The organism is Methylobacter sp. BBA5.1 (genome assembly GCF_000746145.1).
GTDB lineage: Bacteria > Pseudomonadota > Gammaproteobacteria > Methylococcales > Methylomonadaceae > Methylobacter > Methylobacter marinus.
In genome coordinates this window covers 91169-114728 of the sequence record NZ_JQKS01000005.1, presented here as the reverse complement: position 1 = coordinate 114728, position 23560 = coordinate 91169, and the positions used below count along the sequence as shown (strand labels likewise).

General features: G+C 53.9%; 23 protein-coding genes. 16 read left to right on the top strand and 7 right to left on the bottom strand.

Annotated features, from left to right (window positions below; translation table 11 throughout):
* Window positions 1–31: 31 nt before the first annotated feature.
* Complete coding sequence (locus tag EK22_RS04685) at window positions 32–1042, bottom strand: efflux RND transporter periplasmic adaptor subunit (protein ID WP_235209219.1); 1011 nt, start codon at window positions 1040–1042, stop codon at window positions 32–34.
* 146 nt (window positions 1043–1188) lie between these two features.
* Here EK22_RS04685 and gcvH point away from each other — a divergent pair, with 146 nt between their 5' ends.
* The 4 genes from gcvH to mazG all read left to right on the top strand — a co-directional run bounded on the left by gcvH (window position 1189) and on the right by mazG (window position 3874).
* Window positions 1189–1572, top strand: a complete 384-nt coding sequence (gene gcvH / locus EK22_RS04680) for a glycine cleavage system protein GcvH (protein ID WP_020159370.1) — start codon at window positions 1189–1191, stop codon at window positions 1570–1572.
* 192 nt (window positions 1573–1764) lie between these two features.
* A complete protein-coding gene (locus EK22_RS04675; RefSeq protein WP_036248501.1) occupies window positions 1765–2124 on the top strand; it encodes a diacylglycerol kinase in 360 nt (119 codons plus the stop codon).
* Between the two features lie 10 nt (window positions 2125–2134).
* Window positions 2135–3067 carry a carbohydrate kinase family protein gene (locus EK22_RS04670; protein ID WP_036248499.1) on the top strand — a complete coding sequence of 311 codons (933 nt, stop codon included), beginning with the start codon at window positions 2135–2137 and terminating at the stop codon, window positions 3065–3067.
* A gap of 9 nt (window positions 3068–3076) precedes the next feature.
* On the top strand, window positions 3077–3874 hold the full coding sequence (gene mazG, locus EK22_RS04665; protein WP_081917765.1) for a nucleoside triphosphate pyrophosphohydrolase: 798 nt from the start codon (window positions 3077–3079) through the stop codon (window positions 3872–3874).
* 2 nt (window positions 3875–3876) lie between these two features.
* Here mazG and EK22_RS04660 read toward each other — a convergent pair whose 3' ends face one another.
* Together EK22_RS04660 and EK22_RS04655 are read right to left on the bottom strand one after the other, a co-directional pair.
* Window positions 3877–4425 carry a response regulator transcription factor gene (locus EK22_RS04660; RefSeq protein WP_036248637.1) on the bottom strand — a complete coding sequence of 183 codons (549 nt, stop codon included), beginning with the start codon at window positions 4423–4425 and terminating at the stop codon, window positions 3877–3879.
* Window positions 4406–5785 carry an ATP-binding protein gene (locus EK22_RS04655; RefSeq protein WP_036248496.1) on the bottom strand — a complete coding sequence of 460 codons (1380 nt, stop codon included), beginning with the start codon at window positions 5783–5785 and terminating at the stop codon, window positions 4406–4408. Before EK22_RS04655 ends, EK22_RS04660 begins: the two co-directional genes overlap by 20 nt.
* Window positions 5786–6247: 462 nt before the next feature.
* On the opposite strand from EK22_RS04655, the gene EK22_RS04650 reads away from it, so the two are divergent.
* The 9 genes from EK22_RS04650 (at window position 6248) to EK22_RS04610 (ending at window position 15194) form a co-directional block, all read left to right on the top strand.
* Window positions 6248–7297, top strand: a complete 1050-nt coding sequence (locus tag EK22_RS04650) for a helix-turn-helix domain-containing protein (RefSeq protein ID WP_036248494.1) — start codon at window positions 6248–6250, stop codon at window positions 7295–7297.
* Window positions 7298–7471: 174 nt separating this feature from the next.
* Entirely contained in the window at window positions 7472–7993 is a 522-nt protein-coding gene (locus EK22_RS04645) for a hypothetical protein (RefSeq protein ID WP_036248634.1), read from the top strand.
* Window positions 7990–9279: an SDR family oxidoreductase gene (locus EK22_RS04640; RefSeq protein ID WP_036248492.1), complete on the top strand. Its 1290-nt coding sequence runs from the start codon at window positions 7990–7992 to the stop codon at window positions 9277–9279. Before EK22_RS04645 ends, EK22_RS04640 begins: the two co-directional genes overlap by 4 nt.
* Complete coding sequence (locus EK22_RS04635) at window positions 9276–9749, top strand: DUF2269 family protein (RefSeq protein WP_036248489.1); 474 nt, start codon at window positions 9276–9278, stop codon at window positions 9747–9749. The genes EK22_RS04640 and EK22_RS04635 overlap by 4 nt, the downstream gene beginning before the upstream one ends.
* A gap of 3 nt (window positions 9750–9752) precedes the next feature.
* Window positions 9753–10346 carry a DUF4166 domain-containing protein gene (locus tag EK22_RS04630; protein ID WP_036248486.1) on the top strand — a complete coding sequence of 198 codons (594 nt, stop codon included), beginning with the start codon at window positions 9753–9755 and terminating at the stop codon, window positions 10344–10346.
* A gap of 112 nt (window positions 10347–10458) precedes the next feature.
* On the top strand, window positions 10459–11196 hold the full coding sequence (locus EK22_RS04625) for a DUF3581 domain-containing protein (protein ID WP_036248484.1): 738 nt from the start codon (window positions 10459–10461) through the stop codon (window positions 11194–11196).
* 709 nt (window positions 11197–11905) lie between these two features.
* Window positions 11906–12733, top strand: a complete 828-nt coding sequence (locus tag EK22_RS04620; RefSeq protein WP_020159358.1) for a formate/nitrite transporter family protein — start codon at window positions 11906–11908, stop codon at window positions 12731–12733.
* 250 nt (window positions 12734–12983) lie between these two features.
* Window positions 12984–13427 carry a cyanase gene (cynS, locus tag EK22_RS04615; RefSeq protein ID WP_020159357.1) on the top strand — a complete coding sequence of 148 codons (444 nt, stop codon included), beginning with the start codon at window positions 12984–12986 and terminating at the stop codon, window positions 13425–13427.
* 45 nt (window positions 13428–13472) lie between these two features.
* Window positions 13473–15194, top strand: coding sequence for a bifunctional protein-serine/threonine kinase/phosphatase (locus tag EK22_RS04610; RefSeq protein WP_036248482.1), 1722 nt, complete (start codon window positions 13473–13475; stop codon window positions 15192–15194).
* Window positions 15195–15240: 46 nt separating this feature from the next.
* Here the strand turns inward: EK22_RS04610 and EK22_RS04605 are convergent, their stop codons facing one another.
* Entirely contained in the window at window positions 15241–15750 is a 510-nt protein-coding gene (locus tag EK22_RS04605) for a YkgJ family cysteine cluster protein (RefSeq protein ID WP_036248479.1), read from the bottom strand.
* Between the two features lie 273 nt (window positions 15751–16023).
* On the opposite strand from EK22_RS04605, the gene EK22_RS04600 reads away from it, so the two are divergent.
* The gene (locus EK22_RS04600) at window positions 16024–17370 is read left to right on the top strand and encodes a hypothetical protein (RefSeq protein ID WP_036248476.1); all 1347 of its coding nucleotides are present in this window, start codon (window positions 16024–16026) and stop codon (window positions 17368–17370) included.
* Between the two features lie 338 nt (window positions 17371–17708).
* Here the strand turns inward: EK22_RS04600 and EK22_RS04595 are convergent, their stop codons facing one another.
* The 3 genes from EK22_RS04595 to rtcR all read right to left on the bottom strand — a co-directional run bounded on the left by EK22_RS04595 (window position 17709) and on the right by rtcR (window position 21077).
* Entirely contained in the window at window positions 17709–18125 is a 417-nt protein-coding gene (locus EK22_RS04595) for a hypothetical protein (RefSeq protein WP_036248473.1), read from the bottom strand.
* A 255-nt stretch (window positions 18126–18380) separates the two neighbouring features.
* Window positions 18381–19304, bottom strand: a complete 924-nt coding sequence (locus tag EK22_RS04590; RefSeq protein WP_036248470.1) for a DUF4238 domain-containing protein — start codon at window positions 19302–19304, stop codon at window positions 18381–18383.
* Between the two features lie 126 nt (window positions 19305–19430).
* Window positions 19431–21077 (bottom strand): RNA repair transcriptional activator RtcR, encoded by a 1647-nt coding sequence (gene rtcR, locus EK22_RS04585; RefSeq protein WP_051961674.1) that lies wholly within the window; start codon window positions 21075–21077, stop codon window positions 19431–19433.
* 177 nt (window positions 21078–21254) lie between these two features.
* On the opposite strand from rtcR, the gene EK22_RS04580 reads away from it, so the two are divergent.
* Both EK22_RS04580 and rtcA read left to right on the top strand, forming a co-directional pair.
* Entirely contained in the window at window positions 21255–22487 is a 1233-nt protein-coding gene (locus EK22_RS04580) for an RtcB family protein (RefSeq protein ID WP_036248469.1), read from the top strand.
* Complete coding sequence (gene rtcA / locus EK22_RS04575) at window positions 22474–23505, top strand: RNA 3'-terminal phosphate cyclase (RefSeq protein ID WP_235209217.1); 1032 nt, start codon at window positions 22474–22476, stop codon at window positions 23503–23505. Before EK22_RS04580 ends, rtcA begins: the two co-directional genes overlap by 14 nt.
* Window positions 23506–23560 lie beyond the last annotated feature (55 nt).

Sequence of the window (23560 nt, the reverse complement as noted above, 5' to 3'; positions counted from 1 at the left end):
GCGGCGGCATTAAACGATGGGCGATGACGGGTTAATCATCATCCTCATCGGGGATCTGCCCGCGCATTTCTTCCGACAACAGCATTTGCGCGCCAATGGTCACCAGTTCCTCGCCGGGGTCGATACCCGCGCTGACAAAATAACCGTCGGCAGCGGCCGAGAAATGCGTGACAGGCCGGCGGCTGAACCGGTCATTGCCGGTCTTGATATAAACAAACGCCTGGCCCAGATGCCAGATCAACGCCGACTTGGGAATCATTACGCCGACCCTGTCTTCAGCCTGTCGGGCTATCCATGCCGCAACGCGCATGCCGGGCCTGATCCGGTCGCCGTCGGCTTGAAAGAAATAACTTTCCCCTTGAACCACGCCATCGCTTTGCGGCGCGGCCGATATGCGCGTGGCTTTACGGGCCCTGCCGCGCACGCCCGCAGGCTCAATGTAAATTTCCTTCACGTCATCAGCCAGATAGCTGTTGGCGGGCAGCGTGACCTGCAGAAGAATTTGCCGTCCCGATAAAAAAGGCGCCAGTTTGTCCGAGTCCGGCGACAAGGCCCAATCGGTCAATGCCCCGCCCCAGCTCAGCAGGGCTTCGTCATAAATGGCCTTGATGCGAAACCGCGCGGCATCCAGTTGGGCCTTGTCGGTTTGCCATTGCGATTGCTGATTCTGCAGGCTGCGTTTTGAGGCGATGTCATGATGGTATAAATCCTGCTGCCGCTTGATGCCTTGCTCGGCCAGATTGAACCTGGCCGCCGCGCTTTTGTGTTCGGCCAACGCGGTCCGATACTGGCTGCGCAGTGCAAGCAGCGGCTGAATAGCAACCGCCTTCCCGTAGGCGGTAAACTCGGGCTGATAATTCGAGGCAACCAGCCGCTGAATTTGCAGGTCTGCCAATATACGGGCTTCATCGTCCAGAACCACTGCCTGACGCCCGGTTTCTGTCTGTTCCTGCGTATCGCCATGCTCGGCGGAAACAGGAAAAATAGCGGCGGAAAAAAAACAGGCTATCAAAAAAGCAGTGATTTTGGCGAAAAAAAGCATGGGGTTGGCTGGCCTTATAGATAAGGGCTGAATTATAAGACCTGCCGATCGGTTAAATGAATTTTTTTGTTGTTTTTAAAAAATAGCGCGTTATCCTTGAAATCAATCATGTAAGTTACGTAAACACTATTTTTGAGAGATGAAATATGAGTGATTTGCCGGAAAACCTGAAATATGCCAAAACCCACGAGTGGGCACTGCTGGAAGACGACAATACAGTGCGCGTCGGCATAACGGATTTTGCCCAGCAGGAATTGGGCGATCTGGTTTATATCGAACTGCCGGAACCGGGGCGCAAGGTAGCCGCCGGGGAACAATGCGCGGTCGTTGAGTCGGTTAAAACCGCATCGGACTTGTTCAGCCCGGTGGCTGGCGAGATTGTCGCCGTCAATACCGCCCTGACCGACGAACCCGAGCAGGTTAATGATAACGCTTATCAAGCCTGGATTTTTTGCGTTAAAGCGGACGATTTGTCCGACCTGGATTCATTAATGGATGCCGAAGCTTACGGTCAGCTGATTGAACAGTAATCCCGCTTGAGAGTTATGCACAAAATCTGTGGATAAGTCTGGGAATAATGCCTTCACAATAATCACAAGCGATTGACTTCAAAAAAGTTTTTTTAAATTGTCCAGAGTTTGACCGATTTATTACGCTGTTTGTAACCCAACTGTCCCGCAGATTGTGTATCATTGACGGTTTTGATCACTGAACGTAAAACAATGGCGAATCAAAATGCAAAAGGCCTTAAGCGGCTTATGAATGCATGCGTCTTTTCTGTTGCCGGCTTTAAAGCGACCTGGATACATGAAGAGGCTTTCAGGCAGGAAGTGCTCCTGTTTGTCATCACCACGCCGCTGGCGATCTGGCTGGGAGAAACCGCTATCGAAAAACTGCTGCTGATCGGCAGCATCGTGCTGGTGATGCTGGTCGAGTTATTGAATTCAGCGGTAGAGGCCGTCGTCGACCGGGTCGGTCTCGAACATCACGAATTATCCGGCCGGGCCAAGGATATTGGTTCCGCCGCGGTTATGCTGTCGCTGGCCTGGGCGGCGATCACCTGGACTTTAATTTTAATATAAGAGGAACACAATGAGCGCACTGATATGCGGATCAATGGCTTACGACACGATCATGGTTTTTCATGATAAATTCAAAAATCATATTCTGCCGGAAAAAGTCCATATTCTGAATGTATCGTTTCTGGTTCCCGTGATGCGCCGTGAATACGGCGGCTGTGCCGGCAACATTGCCTACAACCTGAAATTACTGGGCGAGGAGCCCTTGCCGATGGCGACGGTCGGCCATGATTTCGAGCCGTATGCGCAATGGATGTGCCAGAACGGCCTGTCCAGCGAATTCATCCGGATTCTGGATGGTCACTACACCGGCCAAGCCTATATCACAACCGACGAGGAAGATAATCAGATCACCGCCTTCCACCCGGGCGCGATGAACTTCTCGCATTTGAACTCCGTGCCCGTGGACCGCGATATCTGCATCGGCATCGTGGCACCGGACGGCAAGGAAGGCATGCAGTTGCACGCCGAGCAGTTCGCCGAGCTGGACATCCCGTTCATTTTCGACCCGGGCCAGGGCATGCCGATGTTTAATGGCGAGGAACTGACCAAGTTTCTGGATCTGGCGACCTGGGTGACCCTGAATGATTATGAATCGGAACTGATGCAACAGCGTACCGGCCTGTCGCTGGAGCAAATAGCCGAGCGTGTCGAAGCCCTGGTCATTACACTGGGCGGCAACGGCTCCAAAATTTACACGCGCGGCGAATGCATTAATATTCCCGCCGCTAAACCCAAAGCCCTGCTCGATCCTACCGGCTGTGGCGATGCCTATCGAGCCGGACTGCTGTATGGCTTGATGAACGAGATGGACTGGGAGACAACAGGCAGGGTCGCCTCGTTGATGGGCGCGATTAAGATCGAGCATCATGGCACCCAGAACCATGGCTTTGACATGGAGGTATTCAGGGAAAGGTATCGCGAGAATTTCGGCTCCTCACTGTAATTACGCCTCATGCTGAAAAATACGCAAAACCTGTTGGCCATCATGTCCCGACTGCGCCATCCCGAACAGGGCTGCGAGTGGGATATCAAACAGGACTTTTACAGCCTGATCCCTTATACGATTGAGGAAGCCTACGAAGTCGCCGATGCGATAGAGCGCAACGATCTGGATGATCTGCGCTCGGAACTGGGCGACCTGCTGTTGCAGGTGGTGTTCCATTCCCGCATCGCCGAGGAGCGCGGCCTGTTCGATTTCGAGCAGGTCGCGGCGGCCATTTGCGAGAAACTGGTGCGCCGGCATCCGCATGTATTTTCGGATGCGGTTTTTCACAGCGACGAGGAACGCAAACAGGCTTGGGAACAGGCGAAAGCACTGGAAAGGCAGCAAAAAAACAAGGCCAAGGAACAGGACAGCGTGCTATCGGGCGTCGCCGTAAATCTGCCGGCCCTGGTGCAGTGCGAGAAAATCCAGAACCGCGCCGCCAGCCACGGCTTTGACTGGCCCGAGGTAGGCCCGGTTTTCGACAAGGTTACAGAAGAGCTGGATGAAGTCAGGGAAGCCTGGCAATCAGGCGATCAGGCACATGTTCAGGAAGAAGTCGGCGACTTGCTGCTGGTGGCCGTGAATCTGGCCCGGCATTTAAAGGTCAACCCCGAAATCGCGCTCAAGGAGAGCACGAAAAAGTTTTCCCGGCGCTTTCAATATATCGAGCAACAGGTTCAGGCTTCGGGCCGCGATCTCAGAGACTGCGAACTGGCCGAACTGGATGCCTTCTGGAACGAGGCGAAAGCGGCGCTGAAAAAATAGGGCTATTCCCGCACCGGCCGCTTGTCCAGTTTCCGTTGCAATGTACGCCTGTGCATGTGCAAAGCTCTGGCGGCGGCCGATATATTGCCGTCATGCTGCATCAGGACTTTCTGCAGGTGTTCCCACTCCAGGCGCTTGACCGATAAAGGGGTTTCGCTGATCGATACCGACGAGTCGCCTTCGTTTTTATGCAAGGCACTGACGATTTCATCGGCATTGGCCGGTTTGGTCAAATAATGCACGGCCCCCAGCTTGATCGCTTCAACGGCGGTGACGATACTGGCGAAGCCGGTCAGCATCACGATCTGCGTGTTATCATCCAAAGAAATGAGTTTCTTGACCAGTTCCAGGCCGGACTCATGGCCTATGCGCAAATCGATCACGGCATATTCCGGCAGGTTTTGCTCGGCGAGCTGGATGCCGCTTTTGACATCGTTGGCCACCAATACCTCATAATTTCTTTTTTGCAGCGCGCCCTTGAGCACATTGCAAAAAGTCTCATCATCATCAACAAGCAACAGACGCGGTTTATCAATATCCTGAGTGGTCATCATTATTCTCCGTATTTAAAAGGGGCAGCGTGATTTCTACACAGGCACCACCGGATTCTAAATTATAAAAATAAATTTTACCGCCTAAGCGATTGATCGTGGAATAAGTCAAAAACAGCCCGACGCCCAGACCGTGTTTTTTGCTGATGACAGGCTGCTTGCCTGCCAAACCCACCAGTTCCGGCGGCAATCCCGGGCCATAATCGCGAATCTTGATATGGGCAAGATTCATATCCCACGAGGCGTGGAACTCGATGCCCAGTTCGGGAGGAGATGCCTCGGCCGCATTGTTCAGAATATTGACGATCGAGTGGGTCAGCGTGCGCTCCGCTATAATTTTAGCGTCCGCGGCAACACAGGGGTTAATAAACAAATTTAATTTGACGCCGGGTTTGTGCGTGCGCCATTGGTTGAGCACGCTGTCTATGTATTCGGTCAGCGGCATGACCCGCCCCGATTCGGCGCGCATTTCGCCAGCCGATGCCGACATGACCGACAGCGCCGCCTTGCAGCGGTCAATCTGTTCCTGCATGATCAACACTTTATCGTGCAGATCAGGAAAACGATGAATCGGGTACTCCTGCTCCAACTCGTGAGCGACGATGGCAATCGTGCCCAATGGCGTACCCATATCGTGGGCCGCGCTGGCGGCCAAGGTGCCCAATGACACGACGCGTTCGTCCCTTAATGCGTTTTCACGCGCCTCAGCCAGATACCGCTCCTGGTCCCTCAAGGTTTTAGCCAGTTCAACGACAAAGAATGCGACCAGTCCGGCACTGAAAACGAAACCGAACCACATACCGAACATATGCAGATTGAAATAATGCTTGTCGCTCATGGCATGCATTTTCTGCAGCGAATCATAACGCGCCATGTCCATGGGCATCAGGTCCGGGTTGGGCATGTGAGGCTCTATCGACGGCAAGGGAATATTGTAGCCGATCAATATCGTATACATGGACGTGGTCAGAATCACCATATACCAGGCATAGGATTGCGGCAGCATGATCGCGGTAATAATCAGCGGCAGCAGGAACATCCAGATGATCGGGTTGGAAGCGCCGCCGGTCAGGTACAGCAAGGAGGCGATCCCGAAAACGTCGATGGCCAGCTGTGAGAAAATTTCCAGCTCGGTGACCGGGTCCTCCGTTTGCAAGCGCATCCAGGTATAGAGATTGACAGCGGCTATCGATAATATGACCAGCCACAGCTGCTCCTGCGGCAGGCGGATGTTAAGACCGTAAATGGATATGAAAACCAGCCCCGCCTCACTGACGATCATCAGATTTCTGAGGATAAAGAGCCATTTCAGGTTTTGTCGGGCAGAAATCTCTGATTTAGGCGAAACGTGTGAAAGCATTGATTAAATAAAATATAGGGAATAAATGTGTTATTTAAATTTACCGGTCTTGCCGGGTAAAATCCATTAGTAATTTGACTGCGACAATATGCCACATTTTTATTTGTAAAATCCGTTGCTATTATTAACCTAACTTTTAAGGTTCTGTTAGAGCCTGATAGCTGAAAGTTGCGTTATATCTTCCTAATGTATTTCTTTGAGGCGGTTTTTTTAACCGCCTTTTTTTTGTCTGCTGTAAACAGGCTCGAACCCTGCCTTCGCGCAGCCCCGCCCTACTCCGCCCTGTTTCAGACACAGTCCATGCCGGAGCCGCGCCAAACTGAATCTTGTCTCACCGACATCACAGCAATCAGGACGCATACCTCGTCGCCGTCACACCGGCGGCCTTCCCGTTGATCAGGCAACTGCTATACTTCCCCTCAGCCAAGCAAACCTGTCTCCATCACTGCAAACTTTACCAACATGCAACTTGTCGCCCTGTTACTGATCGGTTTTTCGCTTTTCACTGCCGCTTTACTGATTCTGGGCAATATTCTTCAGCACAGGGAGCCATACCCGTTATCATCGAAACTGGCCGGATTTGCGCTCGTCATCAGTCTGGCCGCCATTCAATGGCTGCATTTGCAGTTCATTCTTGAGCAGGAAGACCAGGCCTTTTCACCTTTATATATACTGCTGCTGTACTGCATCGCTCCCAGCTTTTATTTTTACAGCCGCCGGTTATTGGCCGCGCCGGCCCGGTTAAGCCCGTGGCAACTGTTACACGCGCTTCCTGTGCCGGCCAGCCTGTATATTCCGTTGAACGGGGCATTGCCGCTGGCATTTCTGATCGGCAGCGGTTATCTGCTGTGGCTGGCGGTAACGGTTTACGCGATGCGCCGGCAACGCCGGCGCTTTAAGTTTGAGCTGCTGGCCCTGGCCGTGTTTTTCGCAATTGCCATAGGCGTGGTCGCGCTGGGATTTATCTGGCCGCTGCTGACCGAATCGGCTTTCATCGCCAGCTACAGCATTCTGATCGGCCTCGCCTTTTTTGCCGTAACGCTGACATTGCTGCGTTTCCCTTCCATCACGGCCGACGTGGCCGAAGCCGCGCAGGCGGCCTATGCCGAATCGACGCTGAAAAACGTCGATCGCCAGGCCGTGCTCGCGCATCTGGACAAACTGATGCGGGAGGAAAAACTTTATATGCTCGAAACCTTGAATCTGGCGATGCTGGCGGAACAGCTGCAATTAACCCCGCATCAGTTATCCGAACTGATCAATACCGAGTTCCAGCAAGGATTCTCCCGCTACATTCGTCAGCACCGCATCGAAGCCGCCAAGAAACTGCTGCTGGCCGAGCCCGAGGCTTCGGTGCTATCGATAGGCCTGTCGGTCGGATTCAGCACCCAGTCGAATTTTTACACCGCCTTCCGCGACATGGTCGGCATGGCCCCGGGGCAATATCGCAAACAGTTGCAACAGCGCGGACAGGACACGTTCCAGGGCGTGGCGCTTCCTGATCGAGACTGACCGATCCCGGCCGGTCCGGCACTCGTTTCCTTGCAGGATTATCATTTTGTAACTCAATAAGCAGTTGATTACTAAGAAAATGATTATTTTTTATTCCTGATCTATCAATCAGGAAGGCCCATCGCTTCCACCTCGTTATTGTGCAGTCGCCCCAACAACCACGAGGTGATTTTCATGACTTGCGTACTCTATCTGTTGCTGCTGCAAGCTGTCCTGGGCGGCTTCGACGTGCTATGGAACCATGAATACCGGGAACAGTTGCCGCAGCGGCCTTCCGCGGCGCTGGAGCAAAAAATACACGGCGCAAGAGAATTGCTCTATGCCTGCTTTTTTTTCGCGCTGGCCGGCTTTGAATGGCATGGCTGCTGGACTGTTCCGTTATTCCTGATCCTGATCATCGAACTGGCGCTGACGGCCTGGGATTTCATCGTCGAAGACCTGACCCGCAGGCTTTCCGCCGTGGAAAGAACCACGCACCTGCTGCTGAGCGTGAACGGCGGCGCGTATCTGGCTTTGCTGATTCCGGTCCTGTGGCGCTGGAAAGACCAGCACGACCAACTGCTCGCCGTCGACTACGGCATCCTATCCCCGCTATTGGCAAGCTTCGGCTTGGCCGTGCTGCTGTGGGGATTCAGGGATCTGATCGCCGGCCTGCGCCTCTCTCACCCATATATCTCTTCCGGGAGCCGCTCATGAATATTTTACTGACCGGCGCCAGCGGTTTTATCGGGCGTCATATCCTGCGAGCGCTGGAGCAGCAAAACCACAAAGTGACCGCCTGCTGCCGCAACGCTGAAAAACTGTTTTTCAAATCGGCGGATACACGTATCGTGCGATTGGATTATGCGGCTGTGTCCTGCGATTCCGATTGGCTGCCTTACCTGCAAAACATCGATGCCGTTATCAATTGCGTCGGCATTATTGCCGAATCGCCGGGGCAGACGTTTCATCGGCTCCATGCGCAGGTTCCTGCGAGCCTGTTTCGAGCCGCCGAGCGGGCCGGCATCAAGAAAATCATCCAGATTTCCGCGCTCGGCGCGGACGCCTGCGCGCACTCGGCCTATCATCTGAGTAAAAAAGCCGCCGACGATACGCTGAGAAATCTGGATCTGGACTGGTATGTCCTGCAGCCCTCCATCGTGTATGGCGACGGCGCGCAGAGCATGGCCCTGTTCCAGGCACTGGCGGCCTTGCCGATGCAGCCGGTTATCGACGGCGGCCGGCAACTGCTGCAACCCGTTCATGTCAGTGATGTCGCGGATACCGTCCTCCAGTGTCTGAAAGCGGAAGCGCCGGCCCGGCTGACCCTGCCGCTGGTCGGCCCGAGCCCGATAGACTTCGGACAGCTGTTGCAGCAGTTGCGTCGGCGCCTGGGCAAGAAACCGGCGCCGACGATTTCGCTGCCGGGCAACCTGGTACAGCGCTTTGTCTTCATCGGCCGATGGCTAGGCGAGCCGGTCTGCAATGCCGACAACATCGCGATGCTGCAGCGGGGCAATACCGCTGATGCCGGGCCGGTTGAAGCGTTTCTCGGCCGCGCCACGCACAGTCTTGAGCAACGATTGCTGCCGCAACCGGCCAGTCAGGCGGAACGCTGGCATGCCGGCCTGTATTTTCTGCGCCCTTTGTTGCGCCTGTCGATTGCCTTTCTGTGGCTGTGGAGCGGCATCGTTTCCCTTTTCTTCTACCCGCATGAGCAAAGTTACCGGTTTTTGTCGGCGACCGGCGTGACCGGCATTGCCGCGCCGATCACGCTCTATGGCCTGGCGCTGCTGGACATCGCGCTGGGCCTGGCCACTTTGGCCGCTTACCGCCCGCGCCGGCTGATCCTCATACAGTTAATCCTGGTATTGCTTTACACCCTGACGGTCGGCATCGCGCTGCCCGAATTCTGGCTGCATCCGTTCGGGCCGGTGCTGAAGAATGTGCCGCTGCTGATCACCCTGCTGGTTTATTTACATCTGGAAGGAGAAAGACCATGAGCTTTTTGATACTCAAACTGATCCATATACTCAGCGCCATCATTTTATTCGGCGCCGGCCTCGGCACGGTCTTTTACAAGATCATGGCCGATCACAGCGGCAATCACGCCGCCATCGCCGTGACCAGCCGCCATGTGGTGCAGGCCGACTGGTGGTTCACGACGCCTACGGTCGTCATTCAGCCGCTCACGGGCATTCTGATGGCCCGGCAACTGGCCATGCCGCTGAGCGACGACTGGCTGCTGCTGACCGCCATTCTGTATGTATTGACCGGGCTGTGCTGGCTGCCTGTCGTGTATCTGCAGATCCGCATGCGCGATATCGCCAACGCTGCGCTGGCTAAAAATCAGCCGCTGCCGCCCCGATACCGTTATTATTCCCTGATCTGGATGTGGTTGGGCGTTCCGGCATTTTTTGCCATGGTCGGCATCACCACGTTAATGGTGTTTCACGGTTCATTATGGAGTTAACTCATGCCTCACATACCTTTATTACAGAAAACGCTGGGCGAAGACTGGCACCGACTGCCGCCGGTCATCCAGAGGCATTACGCCGTCTGCCCCGGCTTCGGTTCCAGCGTGCACGGCGTCATGGAAATCGGTTATCCATCCGGCCTGCTGCCGTTAATCAAGCTGATTCACCTGTGCGGCGGACTGATCGCCAGACGCGGGAAAACGGTAGAAACCCGGGTGCAAAAAACGGTGCCGCTGCAAACGGCAGAATTATGCTGGCAACGCACGCTGACCTATCCGGGCAATCAGAAGGACAGCTTCCAGTCGCGCATGGTTTACCTGCAAGACCACGAACTGATCGAATACCTCCGCTTCGGCTTCGGGTTGCGCCTGAAACTGAGCGTCGACAACGGCAATCTGATTTACCGCAGCAATGGCCATGTCTGGCAATGCGGCGGATTCCGGCTGACCTTTCCCGACTGGCTGTTGCTGGGGGCGGCGACCATCGTCGAACGGCCCGAGTCCGGCCGGCAGTTCAGTCTGGACTTCAGCATCAGGCATCCGCTTTTCGGCCTCACCTATTATTATCGGGGTGTTTTTCGTTATTGCGAATAATTCGGTACCGCGAATAACAAGGCGGGCGCAGCAGTGCCTCAGGAAGCCATAAAGTTAAACCTGTCAAGCTGTGGTAAAATTATGCATTTTATTAGAATCAACAAATAACAACATGTTTTTAAAAGAATTTTATTGCATTCATGATGGCAATGTCAGTATTTCCGCCGAACAAGCCAGTACATTCGCCAAAGAAATGGCGCATGATTTCAACCCTTTACACGATGCGGATGCCAAACGTTTCTGCGTACCGGGCGATTTGCTGTTCTCACTGGCATTGGAGAAATACGGCCTTAGCCAAAATATGCACTTTACCTTTTCCGGCATGGTCGGTCAGGGTGTGCTGTTGAACTTTCCCGACAGCGACGCCGACCTGATCGATGTAACCGACAATCAGGGTAAAACCTATTTACAGATCGAACGTTCAGGAGACCTTAGTCGGGATTCAGCATTGATTGAAAGCTTTACTCGCGATTATGTGGCTTTCTCAGGACAGAATTTTCCTTATGTGCTGGTTCCATTATTAGCCGAGCAAAACGTTATGTTTAACCTCAATCGGCCGCTGGTGATTTACGAAAGCATGACCTTGTCATTTCATCATCTTAACTTTCAGCAAGCGTCCGTTGACATGATGGAACCGAAAATGGAAGTCAATGGCAAGCGCGCTTCGGCTTTTTTACACTTTCAGATCAAGTCGGGCGAAAATGTGGTTGGCACAGGCTTTAAAAAACTGGCGATCAGTGTGTTGAATGGTTATGAATCCGAGCCGATGCAGGCATTTGTCGATGAATATCTGGCCAGGAAAAACGGCTACCTGGGTAATTTGACTCCTGCCGCATTAAGCGCTCGATAATAAAAAGATACCATTTCCAATGGACGTTAACCTGGTATCAACGGTTCCTGCGCAGAATGATCCTTAACCAGTCGCTTGAACTCCTCTCCTTGGCAAGTCTCAGTCCACTGCTTAGCTTCACTTTTTAAAAAATTAATTCACCTGTTACTAAATTAGGAACGTGAATTTTATAATTCCCGTTCCTAATGATCGGTTTTCACTGGCTGGTTGACTGGCGAGAACCGATCATGACCTGCTGTTCAGATACCAATAAATTCCCAAGCCTAACGTCCGCATTTTCAAATATTCCAGACAGCCGAATTCAATTTGGGCCAATGAACATTTTTGCCTGGCTTGTCCTGTTTTGGTGCATACACAATTTATTTCAGGGCAAAGAATGTGGCGCGATTCAGATAAAATCCAACTGAACCACCTTAATCCGTTGAATTAAACTGATTGGCACAATCCATGCTGTAAACCCGATGGTGCAATGGCGCATCCTCTTCCCTTCAACAATGGCGTTGGAAAATGGCTTGTTTCAAACAAGCGGCGATAACTTTAATTCGTCCATTGTTCCCGCCTTGCTCAATTAGATTTTACAAAAAACGGGGCAAAAAAACTCGTTTCAAGGGAAGCAATAGCTTGCGAAATCAGGCTGATTCAAACGAATGAAGGTGTTCTTGAACCGACGCCCCAATTCATTGTGTATCCAACTTTTTAAAGGTGAGTTATGTCCTATCTGATTCCTTCAGAATTTGTCACAAAGATGGTCGATGCGGGTGAATCCAAAATTTTCATGTCAACCAGAGATACCTTGATCAGGGCTTATATGGCCGGTGCGATCCTGGCGCTGGCTGCCGTATTTGCGGTCGCTGTTACTGTCCAGACGGGCTCCCCGATTTTTGGTGCGATTTTATTCCCTGTGGGTTTTTGCATGCTGTATTTACTCGGATTCGACCTTCTGACCGGGGTTTTTGTTTTGACGCCGCTGGCATGGCTTGATAAACGTCCGGGCGTGACCCTTGACGGTGTTTTCAGAAACTGGGGACTGGTCTTTACAGGCAATTTCATGGGCGCCCTAACCGTGGCGGTCATGATGTCGATTGTCTACACCTACGGTTTTTCCGTTGAACCCGATGCAGTCGGTAAGAAGCTTGCAGGCATCGGTGAGGCGCGAACGCTGGGCTATGCCAAATACGGGGTGGCCGGCTGGTTCACGATCTTTGTCAGGGGCATGCTTTGTAACTGGATGGTATCGACGGGCGTAGTCGGAGCGATGATTTCCACTTCCGTCAGCGGCAAGGTGATCGCAATGTGGATGCCGATCATGCTGTTCTTCGGCATGACCTTCGAGCACTCGGTGGTCAACATGTTTCTGTTTCCGTCCGGTTTGATCATGGGGGGAAATTTTTCGATCATGGATTACTTTATCTGGAACGAGATTCCGACTGTTTTGGGTAATCTGGTCGGCGGGCTGGCGTTTACCGGGTTGACATTATATTCCACGCATGTAAAAACCGCACCGAAACGCGCCTATGCGGCAAGACAGGAAGTTTAGGATTTAGTAAAAAAATAATTCCCGTTTTGCAAATGAAGCTAGCGCTTATGTGGGGGCGAATTCATGTATGCCCTATGGGTACTTGTGCCTTTTGGGTATTCGCCCCAGGCGACCTGGGCATTTTCCCGAAGCAATTTTGCCGAGGGAAAATGCAAAGCTTCCCGCCCGAGTAATTTTCATTATCCCAGCCTCCGCCCGATGAAGGGCTCGGCTTTAACCAATAACTCATTAAGCTGCCAAGGAGCTCATAATGACACGCAACGAAGTCACCGAATTGATCATCGCGCAAAAACTGCGCAAGCAACTGACATGGCCTCAACTGGCCGACAGCATCGGCCAGAGCAAGGAGTGGACCACGGCCGCCCTGCTGGGACAGATGACGCTCAGCGCCGAACAGGCCGCCAAGGTGGGCGCACTACTGGAACTGCCCGCCGAGGCTGTCGAGCAGCTGCAAGTCGTTCCCTACAAGGGCTCCCTGCCCACCACTGTACCGACCGACCCATTGATTTACCGTTTCCACGAACTGGTCAATGTCTACGGCACCACCATTAAAGCATTGATTCACGAAGAGTTCGGCGACGGCATTATGAGCGCGATCGATTTCAGCATGGATCTTCAACGCGAACCCGATCCCAAGGGCGACCGCGTCAGGATCGTGATGAGCGGCAAATTTCTGCCTTACAAGAGTTACTGAGGATCACAGCCCCATGCGCGGCCGACGCTCCGTCGGAATGCAGACATGTCCGGTCAATTGAAAATCTCCGCAGGCCAGTATTCCGATAAAGGCCGTAAGGAAACCAACCAGGATTTTCACGGTGTTTGTATCCCGAAAGAGCCGCAGTTGAGCATAAAAGGCATCGCCTTTGCCGTGGCCGACGGAATCAGCAGCAGCGATGTCAGCCATATTGCCAGTCAAGCCGCCGTGGCGGGTTTTCTGGCGGATTATTTTTGCACCTCGGAAGCCTGGTCGGTCAAGAAATCGGTACAGCGGGTTCTGATGGCAAGCAACTCATGGCTGCATGCCCAAACCCGGCAAAGCCGGTATTGTTACGACAAGGACAGAGGCTATGTCTGTACCTTGAGCGCGATGGTGATCAAATCCACCACCGCGCATATTTTTCATGTGGGCGATACCCGGATTTACCGGTTACGCGACCATGATCTGGAACAGCTCACCCATGACCACCGGCTTTGGGTTTCGCAGGATAAAAGCTACCTCAGCCGCGCCCTGGGGATCGACTCCCATGTTGAAATTGATTATCAGGCCCTGCCCGTGGCAGCAGGCGATATTTTCCTGCTCGCGACCGATGGCGTTTACGAGTATGCCAGCTCGCGTTTCATGGTCCATGCCATCAACGCATGCGGGGATGATCTCGATAGCGCGGCAAAAACGATCGTCGACGAGGCTTACCGGCAAGGCAGTACGGATAACCTGACGGTCCAGATCGTCAGAGTTGAAAGCTTGCCCGTACAGGATGCCGGAGAGCATTACCGGTCGTTAACCGAGCTGCCGTTCCCGCCCGTACTGGAAGCACGGGCGCAGTTTGACGGCTACAGCATCGTCAGGGAGTTGCATGCCAGCAGCCGCAGCCACATTTATCTGGCGGTCGATAATGAAACCAGCTCGCAGGTCGTGATAAAAACCCCGTCCATTGACCTGAGGGGCGATCCGGCTTATCTGGAACGCTTTCTGATGGAAGACTGGATCGCCCGGCGCATCAATAATGCGCATGTGCTCAAACCTTGCGCACAGACGCGGAAGCGCAATTTTCTCTACGTCGCCACCGAATTCATTGACGGCCAGACCTTGAGGCAGTGGATGATCGACCATCCGAAACCGGACCTGAAAACCGTGCGCGGGATTGTCGAACAGATAGCAAAAGGCCTGAGGGCTTTTCACCGGCTGGAAATGCTGCATCAGGATTTAAGGCCCGACAATGTCATGATCGATGGCACCGGCACGGTGAAGATCATCGATTTTGGATCGACGCGCGTCGCGGGCATTATGGAAATTACTTCTCCCGTCTGGCAAAACCCGATACTCGGCACCGCCCAATACACGGCTCCGGAATATTTCCTGGGCGAGCAGGTTTCCGAGCATTCGGACCTGTTTTCATTGGGCGTGATCGCTTATCAAATGCTGACCGGCAAGCTACCTTATGGCGCCGAAGTGGCCAAATGCAAGACCAGAGCCGCGCAAAACCGATTAATGTATGTCTCTGTGCGTAATGAGAATCGCGAAATTCCAGCCTGGGTTGATGATGCCATCAGGAAGGCAGTACATCCAAACCCTTACAAGCGTTACCAAGACTTATCCGAGTTCCTGTTTGACCTGCGTCATCCGAATCAGGCGTTTCTGAACAAGACCCGCCCGCCGCTTTTGGAACGTAATCCCGTGGCTTTCTGGCAAGGCGTTTCCTTTATCCTGGGGATTACCGTCATAACGTTATTGATCAAGTGACAAGGCCAATTGCCTGGTGTTATGACAATGGCGGTGCGTTTTTACTTCAAGCCCTGTCCCTGCTCTGCTCCCAGCGCGCAAACCACTCGGTCAAATCGAGGCTGTCGCCCAGACCGCGGAGACGATGATCGATAGCGTCCTGGTTGCCCCACACCACTTCGGCCCAGGCGCCACCGGCCACCCGCGATTCGATGTCCTTACAGTAAAGCCCCTGGTCACGCTGGACATAAAATCCGTACGTGCGGCAAGCCACCGGGCGATGCTCATAAACCAGGCAGGCCCCCGCCGACTGGTCTAACAATGGGCAGACGACGGGACGTGATGGTTGCGCGGCCAGCACGGCGATGGCCTGGCCAATCTCCCGAAGTCGCTCCGGGGGCAGCGCGGCCAGTCCGTCCCGCAGCCATGCCCATTCCGTCGCCGTAAGCCTGGGCACTTCGGCAAGCCGTCGGCAACAGCCATCACAGCCCAGGCGGCACAACCAATCAGGATTGTCGTCGCGAACAGCGTGTACGCGCGCGTCGATATCAGCATGGAGTTGGATAAGCGTGTTCATTTTGAATCCGGTTTTTGTAATTGCGCTTTGTTAAAAGCCTTTATTTGGGGTTGCGTAATGATGGAGTTGAAATGTCGAGTGACCGGAATAATACCCTAAAACATCATTCACCGTTTATGGATCTGATAACAAGCTGGCCCGACCCAAGACAGTCAACACAGAGCAGTTTTACAATCGATTGACATGCGCCTGATAATAGGCGCTAATGCATATTTTCGTACCCTTGATCTTCAAGCCCTTTATTCAGCAATGTCTTAAGGAGTTGATAATTTCATGCGCGGTGAGTCACAGTCTTCCTGTCCAGGCGCTCATCGATGGCTGCCGAAAGTCGTTCTGCTGCTGGTCCTTGCCCTGAGTGCGGGCGGCTGCAATTTGCTCAGAAGCACACTGGAATTGCCGGAAAAAGGCATCCGCTCCCTGTTTTCGCTCAACCAGGAAAACGGCGCGGCCGATCCCATCGAACTGCAATCCCAGTTGCTCCGCTTTGCCAACAACGCTATCGGAGCGCTCAATCTTGCCTCCGGCAAGCTGCAGCACGAAGATAATCAGCTCTCCCGAAGGCGTATCATTCTGATGCGCCGCATCACCACCACCAATGATATATTGGCCATTGCCACCGGAGACAATGCCTATGTCAATCTGCTCGATATGGTTATTTTCGCCAGCCTGAACCGGATGAATGTCGAGGACCATTGGATGCCCACGTTCTACGGCGAGTCAGCCCGGCCCTATCTGCACGCCTCTCAAGAGGTAGAGAAGGAAATCTGGCGGATTGCCGCGACGATACTGAAAAAAGAACAACTCTCGGAACTGCGTGCTTCCATCCGCGCCTGGCACGAACAGCATCCTGATGCGCGCTCGCCCCGTGATCTCGGCTCGCTGGGCTTCGCGTCCGAAATCGCGCGGATGAAACGCGAGCCCCAACCCGGAATCACCAGTAGTGTCTTCGACCTGTTATCCATCGATCCATTCGCGGATCTCGACCCCGCAACTCGCGAACTGGCTGATACCCGCCTGTTCGCAGAACGCGGCATGTTCCTGGCACGGCACATGCCGACGCTGATCCGCTGGGAAACCGAATTACTGGTTATCCAGACGGCGGAAATGCCCCAAACGGAAAAGCTGTTGGCTAATACTGCCCAACTGTCTGAATCGGCGGACCGGTTCAGCCGGACGACAGAGCGCTTACCCGATTTCATCAGCGGCGAGCGCCGGCAGCTCGTCCAGGCCCTGGACGAGCAACAGCCCGGCCTCACTCATCTCGCTGCCCAGACCGAGAGAGCGCTGGACGCAGGCAAACAGATGTCCGATGCCTCCAACGCCGCCCTGAAGTCGTTTCAAGACGTGCTGCTGCAACTCCGGACCTGGCCATCGAACCCGAACAAAGAGCCTTTCCGCATCAGCGACTATACTGCCGCCGCAGCGCAGATCAATGTCGCCGCGCAGGAACTGGCGAGACTGCTGCAAACTTTCGAGCAGACCCTGGCTCCCGGCAAGGAATTAGTGGACTATACGCTCAGGCAAACCTTGTTTTTTGGCTTGATGCTGATGGGCTCCGCTTGCCTGATGGTGCTGGCTTCCGCCGTGGTTTTCTGGCGATTGAAGAAGAAGTTTGCTTGAGCTATAGGTTGATGGTGGCGAGGAATGCAGGAGCAATAGCTCGTAGGCTGGGTTGGAGCTTTGCGGAAACCCAGCTTTGGCAACTTCGAAATGCTGGGTTTATCAACCCAGCCTACGAGCTATCGCCTATTACGCCCTACAGTTGCACCTTATCGCGTTACCAGTTGGCGAAAACCTATGCAATGCAACTCGAACTCAACGGTCAATGACTTAAGGATCAGGGTCTCGTCTCAATCAGAGAACAGTGGATCAAGTTTCATTATAATTGATGAACCGCCCGCTGCAGCCCCGCATGCCGGGTAATGTGGGAAATGGGAGCTAGATTCCCGGTTGCCCAATCAGCCATTATCGTACCTTTTGGCCCTGTAGCTCTCAAGGGACGGCCTGGCACAGTAAATGAACTCTATGAAGTACTTGCGTTCGTGCCAGAAAACTTCAAGGTCGTAGAGGCAGAATGAGTACCGAGCAGGGTCCTCAATCCACCCGGTTTCCGTTTGGACTGAAACGGATGTAAAGAGCTCGTTATCATTGCCCCACCATGCGAGAACAAGGTAACGGAAGCTTGCGCCATCATGGAATATAGCGAATGCCGGGGTAGCGGCCCATGTTACAGCCTTGCGCTTCTTTACCTCCGTGAGACGCGAGAGATATGGAGCTTGGTTTACTGGCCGATCTTGCGCCGAGATCGTATAGATCTTGATCCCGTCCGGATCGAGCCACGTCGGATGACCCTCTATTCTTCTAGGGGTGTACATGTTGATTCTTTAATGGCTAACGACAAGCATAACCGGACACAAAAAGTGGAGCAGAGTGTAGCTTTTTGCGGCCTGTATTTATGCGCTTGTTGTACGTCTTTTTCATTACAATTGCACCTTATCGCGTTGGCGATTGAAGAAGAAATTTGCTTGAGTTATAGGTTGATGGCGGCAAGGGATGTAGGGCAATAGATCATAGATCGTAGGCCGGGTTGGAGCTTGGCGGAAACCCAGCTTTGGCGGCTTTGGTTGCAGCTAATTGCTCGCACATTGCACCTCCCGGATATGACCCTCATGCCACACAAAAAAGCTTTTGTGGGCTGAATAGACGTGATGCTCTGAATTCAACATTACCCGCTTGTTCATCGTTGCGACGTGTTCCGGCCGACAGTTGACCACCCGTTTCAAAGGGACCTCGAAGGTACCATAGAATCCCACATGGCGGCCAAGCGGAAAGAAGACCTCTGTTTCTTTTAGGCCATACCCAACGGGACCAGAATGGCCATTTTTCCAAACTAGGGTTACAGGATGATCTGAACAAATGAATTCCGGCCCTTGATCCGGGATTACTAGCACAGACCATGTTCGCTCACCAAGAATCGGCAAAAGCTTGTCAAAGGTATTGAATTCCGCGCGAAGATTTCCCTGTGGAAAGAACTCAAGTTGGTAATTTCGTTCTTCGACGAACTGTTTAACGTCAACAAAAGGCATGTTTTCGTCGATGTGCTGTCCTGATTCTCGCGCTTTCTTTACGTGGTATTCCCAAATTTTCTTGTCGGATACTAGAAGATCTCCGATGCGGTGAATCACCTGCTCCCGTGCAGAGTTGAAGGATTTACGCAACTGAGGATTTCGAACCGCAATGAGCCCCAAAAGGTTGAGGATCCAATTCCAGTCTTCGTCGCAAGGAAATTCCCGCGTTTCGATGATCTTACGAATTGCATCTACAGCTTGAGCTTCGAATGGCGCTAATGCCTGTTCAATAACGTCAGGCGAGTATCCCTCAATGTCAACGCGATTAAAGTCTCTTTCCGCAGCAACATTCAATGGAGAAGTACGAAAGGAGCGACCATTTCGAACATCCAATACGTTGAATCGACCATTCTTTTGACCCGTATCTGTGAATGCTGCTAGATATGCCTGCGGCAAATAATGATGCCGTCTTGCGATTGGCTTCATGGTGTCTATTCTCTTGCTTTTAACAAATAATTATCTAGGTCGGCTATCTTATATACCAGAGTATCTGTATGGCAACGATTCTTTGAAAGCCCTGTATTTCTATACGGGACAACATATACATTTTGATCATGATAAACGGGTATGGGCATTACCAGTCTCTATTGGTTGATAATCGATAAGGCCATCCTGCTCTTGCCACTGCTTAACAGTTTTAAAGTCCAGGCCAAACTTGCCGAGAAACTGGATAACCCGGTGACTATCGTTAGCAGACGCCTTGTTTAACCGACTGACGTTGAACAGTTTCCTGCCCGCTTCCGCCGCGGTTTGCGAGTCCTGGCAGATTCGGATAACGCCGGCCAGCTGCAGCCGGTCGAACAGATCGACGGGTTTGTCGAGCAACGATTCAACGGCGGACGCTTCGTTCCTTCCACCTGATTGCCGCCAGTCGTGCCGCAGGCGCCGGATTTCTTCCTCGACTATCTCCTGCGTAATCCGGCCGCCGTCGCTCAGCGTCGCCATGCGGGTGATGCTGGCGTTGAGATCGCGGAAATTGCTGTTCCAGGTCGCGTCCGGCGATTTGGCAAAGCGCAGATAGCGATCCCTGGCCTGTTTATTGAAGCCGATCAAGGTGTTGGCCTTCTGGCTGTATTTTTCCAGTTCGTATTCGATATTGGCCTCCAGGTCTTCCAAGCGCTGTTTCAGCGACGGCAATTCATACGACCACAGGTTGATGCGGGCCAGCAGGTCTTCCCGGAAACGCCCCTGCTCGACCTGCTGAAACAGATTGCGGTTGGTGCCGGCAATCAGCTGAAAGCGGCTGCCCGCTTCCTTGTCTGACCCCAACGGCATGAAGCGCTTGTCCTCGATCGCCCGCAGCAGCATGGCCTGCTCGTCCAGGCCCAGTTCGCCGATTTCATCGAGAAACAGCAACCCGTTGTCGGCTTCGGCCAGCAAGCCTTTACGCGCCGTCGCGGCGCCGGTAAACGCGCCCTTGGCATGCCCGAACAGCGCCGACATGGCATTGTCGCCGCGCAAGGTGGCGCAGTTGACTTCTACCAGATTCCCCGGAAGCTGGCCCCGTTTCTTTTTCAGTTGATAAATGCGTTTGGCCAGCAGCGATTTGCCGGAACCGGACGGCCCGGTCAGCAGGATCGGCTCCCGGGAGCGGATCGCCACCTTCTCGACCTGCTCGATCATCCTGTTGAACGCCGGATTGCGCGTTTCGATGCCGCCTTTCAGGTAATGGGTGCCCTCCTGATGCTCCCTGGAAAAGCGCGAGGCGATCAGGTCGTATTTGGACAGGTCGAGATCGATGATCTGATAATGCCCGGCAACCGTTTCCCGACGTTGCGGCGGCGAGGTCTGGATCAGGCGCCCCGGCAGATAACGGGCTTCGGTCAGCAGATACAGGCAAATCTGTGCGACATGCGTGCCGGTGGTGATGTGCAGCAAATACTGCTCGTGTTCGATATCGAACGGATAGCTGCGGGCGAAATCCAGCAATTCGGCATAGACGCTTTCGAAATCCCACGGGTCGACCAGATTGATCATGTGATGATTGACCTCGGTTTCCGGCGAGACGGTTTTAATGTCCTGACTCAACTGGCCGGCGATGTTCTGGAAATCCCGCTGGAATAACAGCTCCAGTCGGTCGACCACCAGGTCTTCGTGCTGACAGAGTGATAAGGTGGGCCGCCAGCGTTCCCAGCGTTTGCCGTTAAAGCCGCGATGGTCGAGCGTTGTGCCGAGCAGGCTGATGACAACGGTTTTCATGCTATCTATTCCGATAAATGGTTATCCAGTTAAATAACAATAACTATAGCTCATCCGTAAGAATATGCCTGTTGGTTGACGTAGTCAGTTGATTCTTCATGAATTAATTTTTGAATGCCGAGCTGGCACCGCATTTGCACTATCAGGAGCGCTGGATATAAAAATCAAGGAACAATCATGAGCCAACAAAATTATGAAGTCACTCAAGTCGCCGGCGGCGTACCGATCAAATCCTGGACGCGCGGCGTGCATTTTGAAGAAGAAGCCCGCCAGCAGTTAATCAATCTATCGAGGCTGCCGTTTATTCATAAATGGATAGCGGCGATGCCGGATGTGCATCTGGGCAAAGGCGCGACCATCGGCAGCGTCGTGCCGACCGTGAACGCGATTATCCCGGCAGCGGTGGGGGTGGATATCGGCTGCGGCATGATGGCGGTCAAAACCGGCATCCGCGCCGACCAACTGCCCGATTCCCTGCGCGATGTCCGGCACGCGATTGAACGCGCAGTGCCGCATGGCCGGGAAATGCAGCGCCATCGCGGCGGACGCGACAAAGGCGCCTGGGGCGAACTGCCGGACGATGTCACCCTGGCTTGGTCCGGACTGGCGGAGCCGTTCGATCGCCTGTGCGAAAAATACAAACTGCTGAAAAACACCAACAATGCCCATCATCTGGGCACGTTGGGAACCGGCAATCATTTCATCGAGGTCTGCCTGGACGAGAGCGATGCGGTATGGGTGATGCTGCACAGCGGTTCACGCGGCGTCGGCAACCGCATCGGCACGCATTTCATCGAACTGGCGCAGAAGGAAATGCAGCGCTGGCAGATTCAGCTGCCGGATCGCGATCTGGCCTATCTGCCCGAAGGCTCCGAGTATTTTGCCGACTATGTGCAGGCCGTGGAATGGGCGCAGCACTTCGCGCGCGTCAACCGCGACGTGATGATGGCGCGGGTTTTGAAAACCCTGTCGGCGACGCTGAATCTGGATTTTGAAGCCCGGCTGGCGGCGGTGAATTGCCACCACAATTATGTCAGCCGCGAGCATCACTACGGCAAAAACGTGCTGGTAACCCGCAAAGGCGCGGTGCGCGCCGGCCTGGGCGAATGGGGCATCATCCCCGGCAGCATGGGCGCAAAATCGTTCATAGTCCGCGGGCTGGGCAACGATGAAAGTTTTTGCAGCTGCAGCCACGGCGCCGGCCGAATCATGTCGAGAACGGCGGCGAAAAAACGGGTGTCGCTTGAACAGCATATCGCCGCAACCGAAGGCGTGGAATGCCGAAAGGACCCGTCGGTGATCGACGAAACGCCGGCCGCCTACAAACCCATCGAACAGGTCATGCAAGCGCAAAGCGATCTGGTGGAAATCATGCACACGTTAAAGCAGGTGGTTTGTGTCAAAGGCTAGCAACATGATCGAGATCGACGGCGCCCAGGGCGAAGGCGGCGGCCAGGTGCTGAGAACGGCGCTGTCGCTGGCCGCCTGCCGCGGTGTTCCGGTTTATGTTCACAATATCCGTCAGGGCCGCAAGAATCCCGGCCTGATGCGTCAGCATCTGGCTTGCGTCAGGGCTATTGCCGCCGTGTGCGGCGCCGAAGTCAGGGGCGCATCGATAGGCTCGAAAGCGGTGATGTTTATCCCCGGCAAGATCAAAGCCGGGGATTACCGGTTCGTCGTGGGCAGCGCCGGCAGCAGCACGCTGGTATTCCAGACCGTACTGCCTGCCCTGCTGATGGCCGACAAGCCCTCGCGGCTGAAGCTGACTGGCGGCACCCACAATCCGTTGGCGCCCAGCTTCGACTTTATCCAGCATACGTTTTTGCCGGTGCTGCGGCAAATCGGCTGCGAGTTCGATGCCAGCCTGGAGCGCTACGGCTTTTATCCGGTCGGCGCCGGACAATGGACGGTCACCATCGAGCCACCGGCAAGCTTTCGGAAACTGACGCTGGAAACGCGCGGCCAGCTGCTCGACGTTGAGGCGCATTGCATCAGCGCCGGGATTCCGGGTCATGTAATTCTTAGAGAAAAGCAGCAACTACTGCGCCGGCTGAATTGGGCGGACGATGCGGTCAGCGTCAGTCAGGTGGAATCGCTGGGCCCCGGCAACAGCGTGATGATCAAAGTGCGTTATCCCCAAATCACCGAAGTGCTGGAAAGCCATGGCGCAATGGGCATCAGCGCCGAGCGGGTGGCGAACCATACCGTTGATTTGCTGCATCGCTACCAGGGCTTCGCCGCCCCGGTGGGGCATTATCTGGCAGATCAGTTGCTGCTGCCGCTATGTCTGGGCGCGGGCGGCTCGTTTGTCACCGGACCGTTATCCGGACACTGCAAAACCAATATCGACGTGATCAGGCGAATGCTGGATATCGATATTACTGTCGAGGAAATTGAACCGAAAAGGCAGTGGCGGGTGGCCATCTGATATATGCAAAAAGGCGACGCCAACAGTAAGCACTTTAATCGAAGTCGCCCCCACA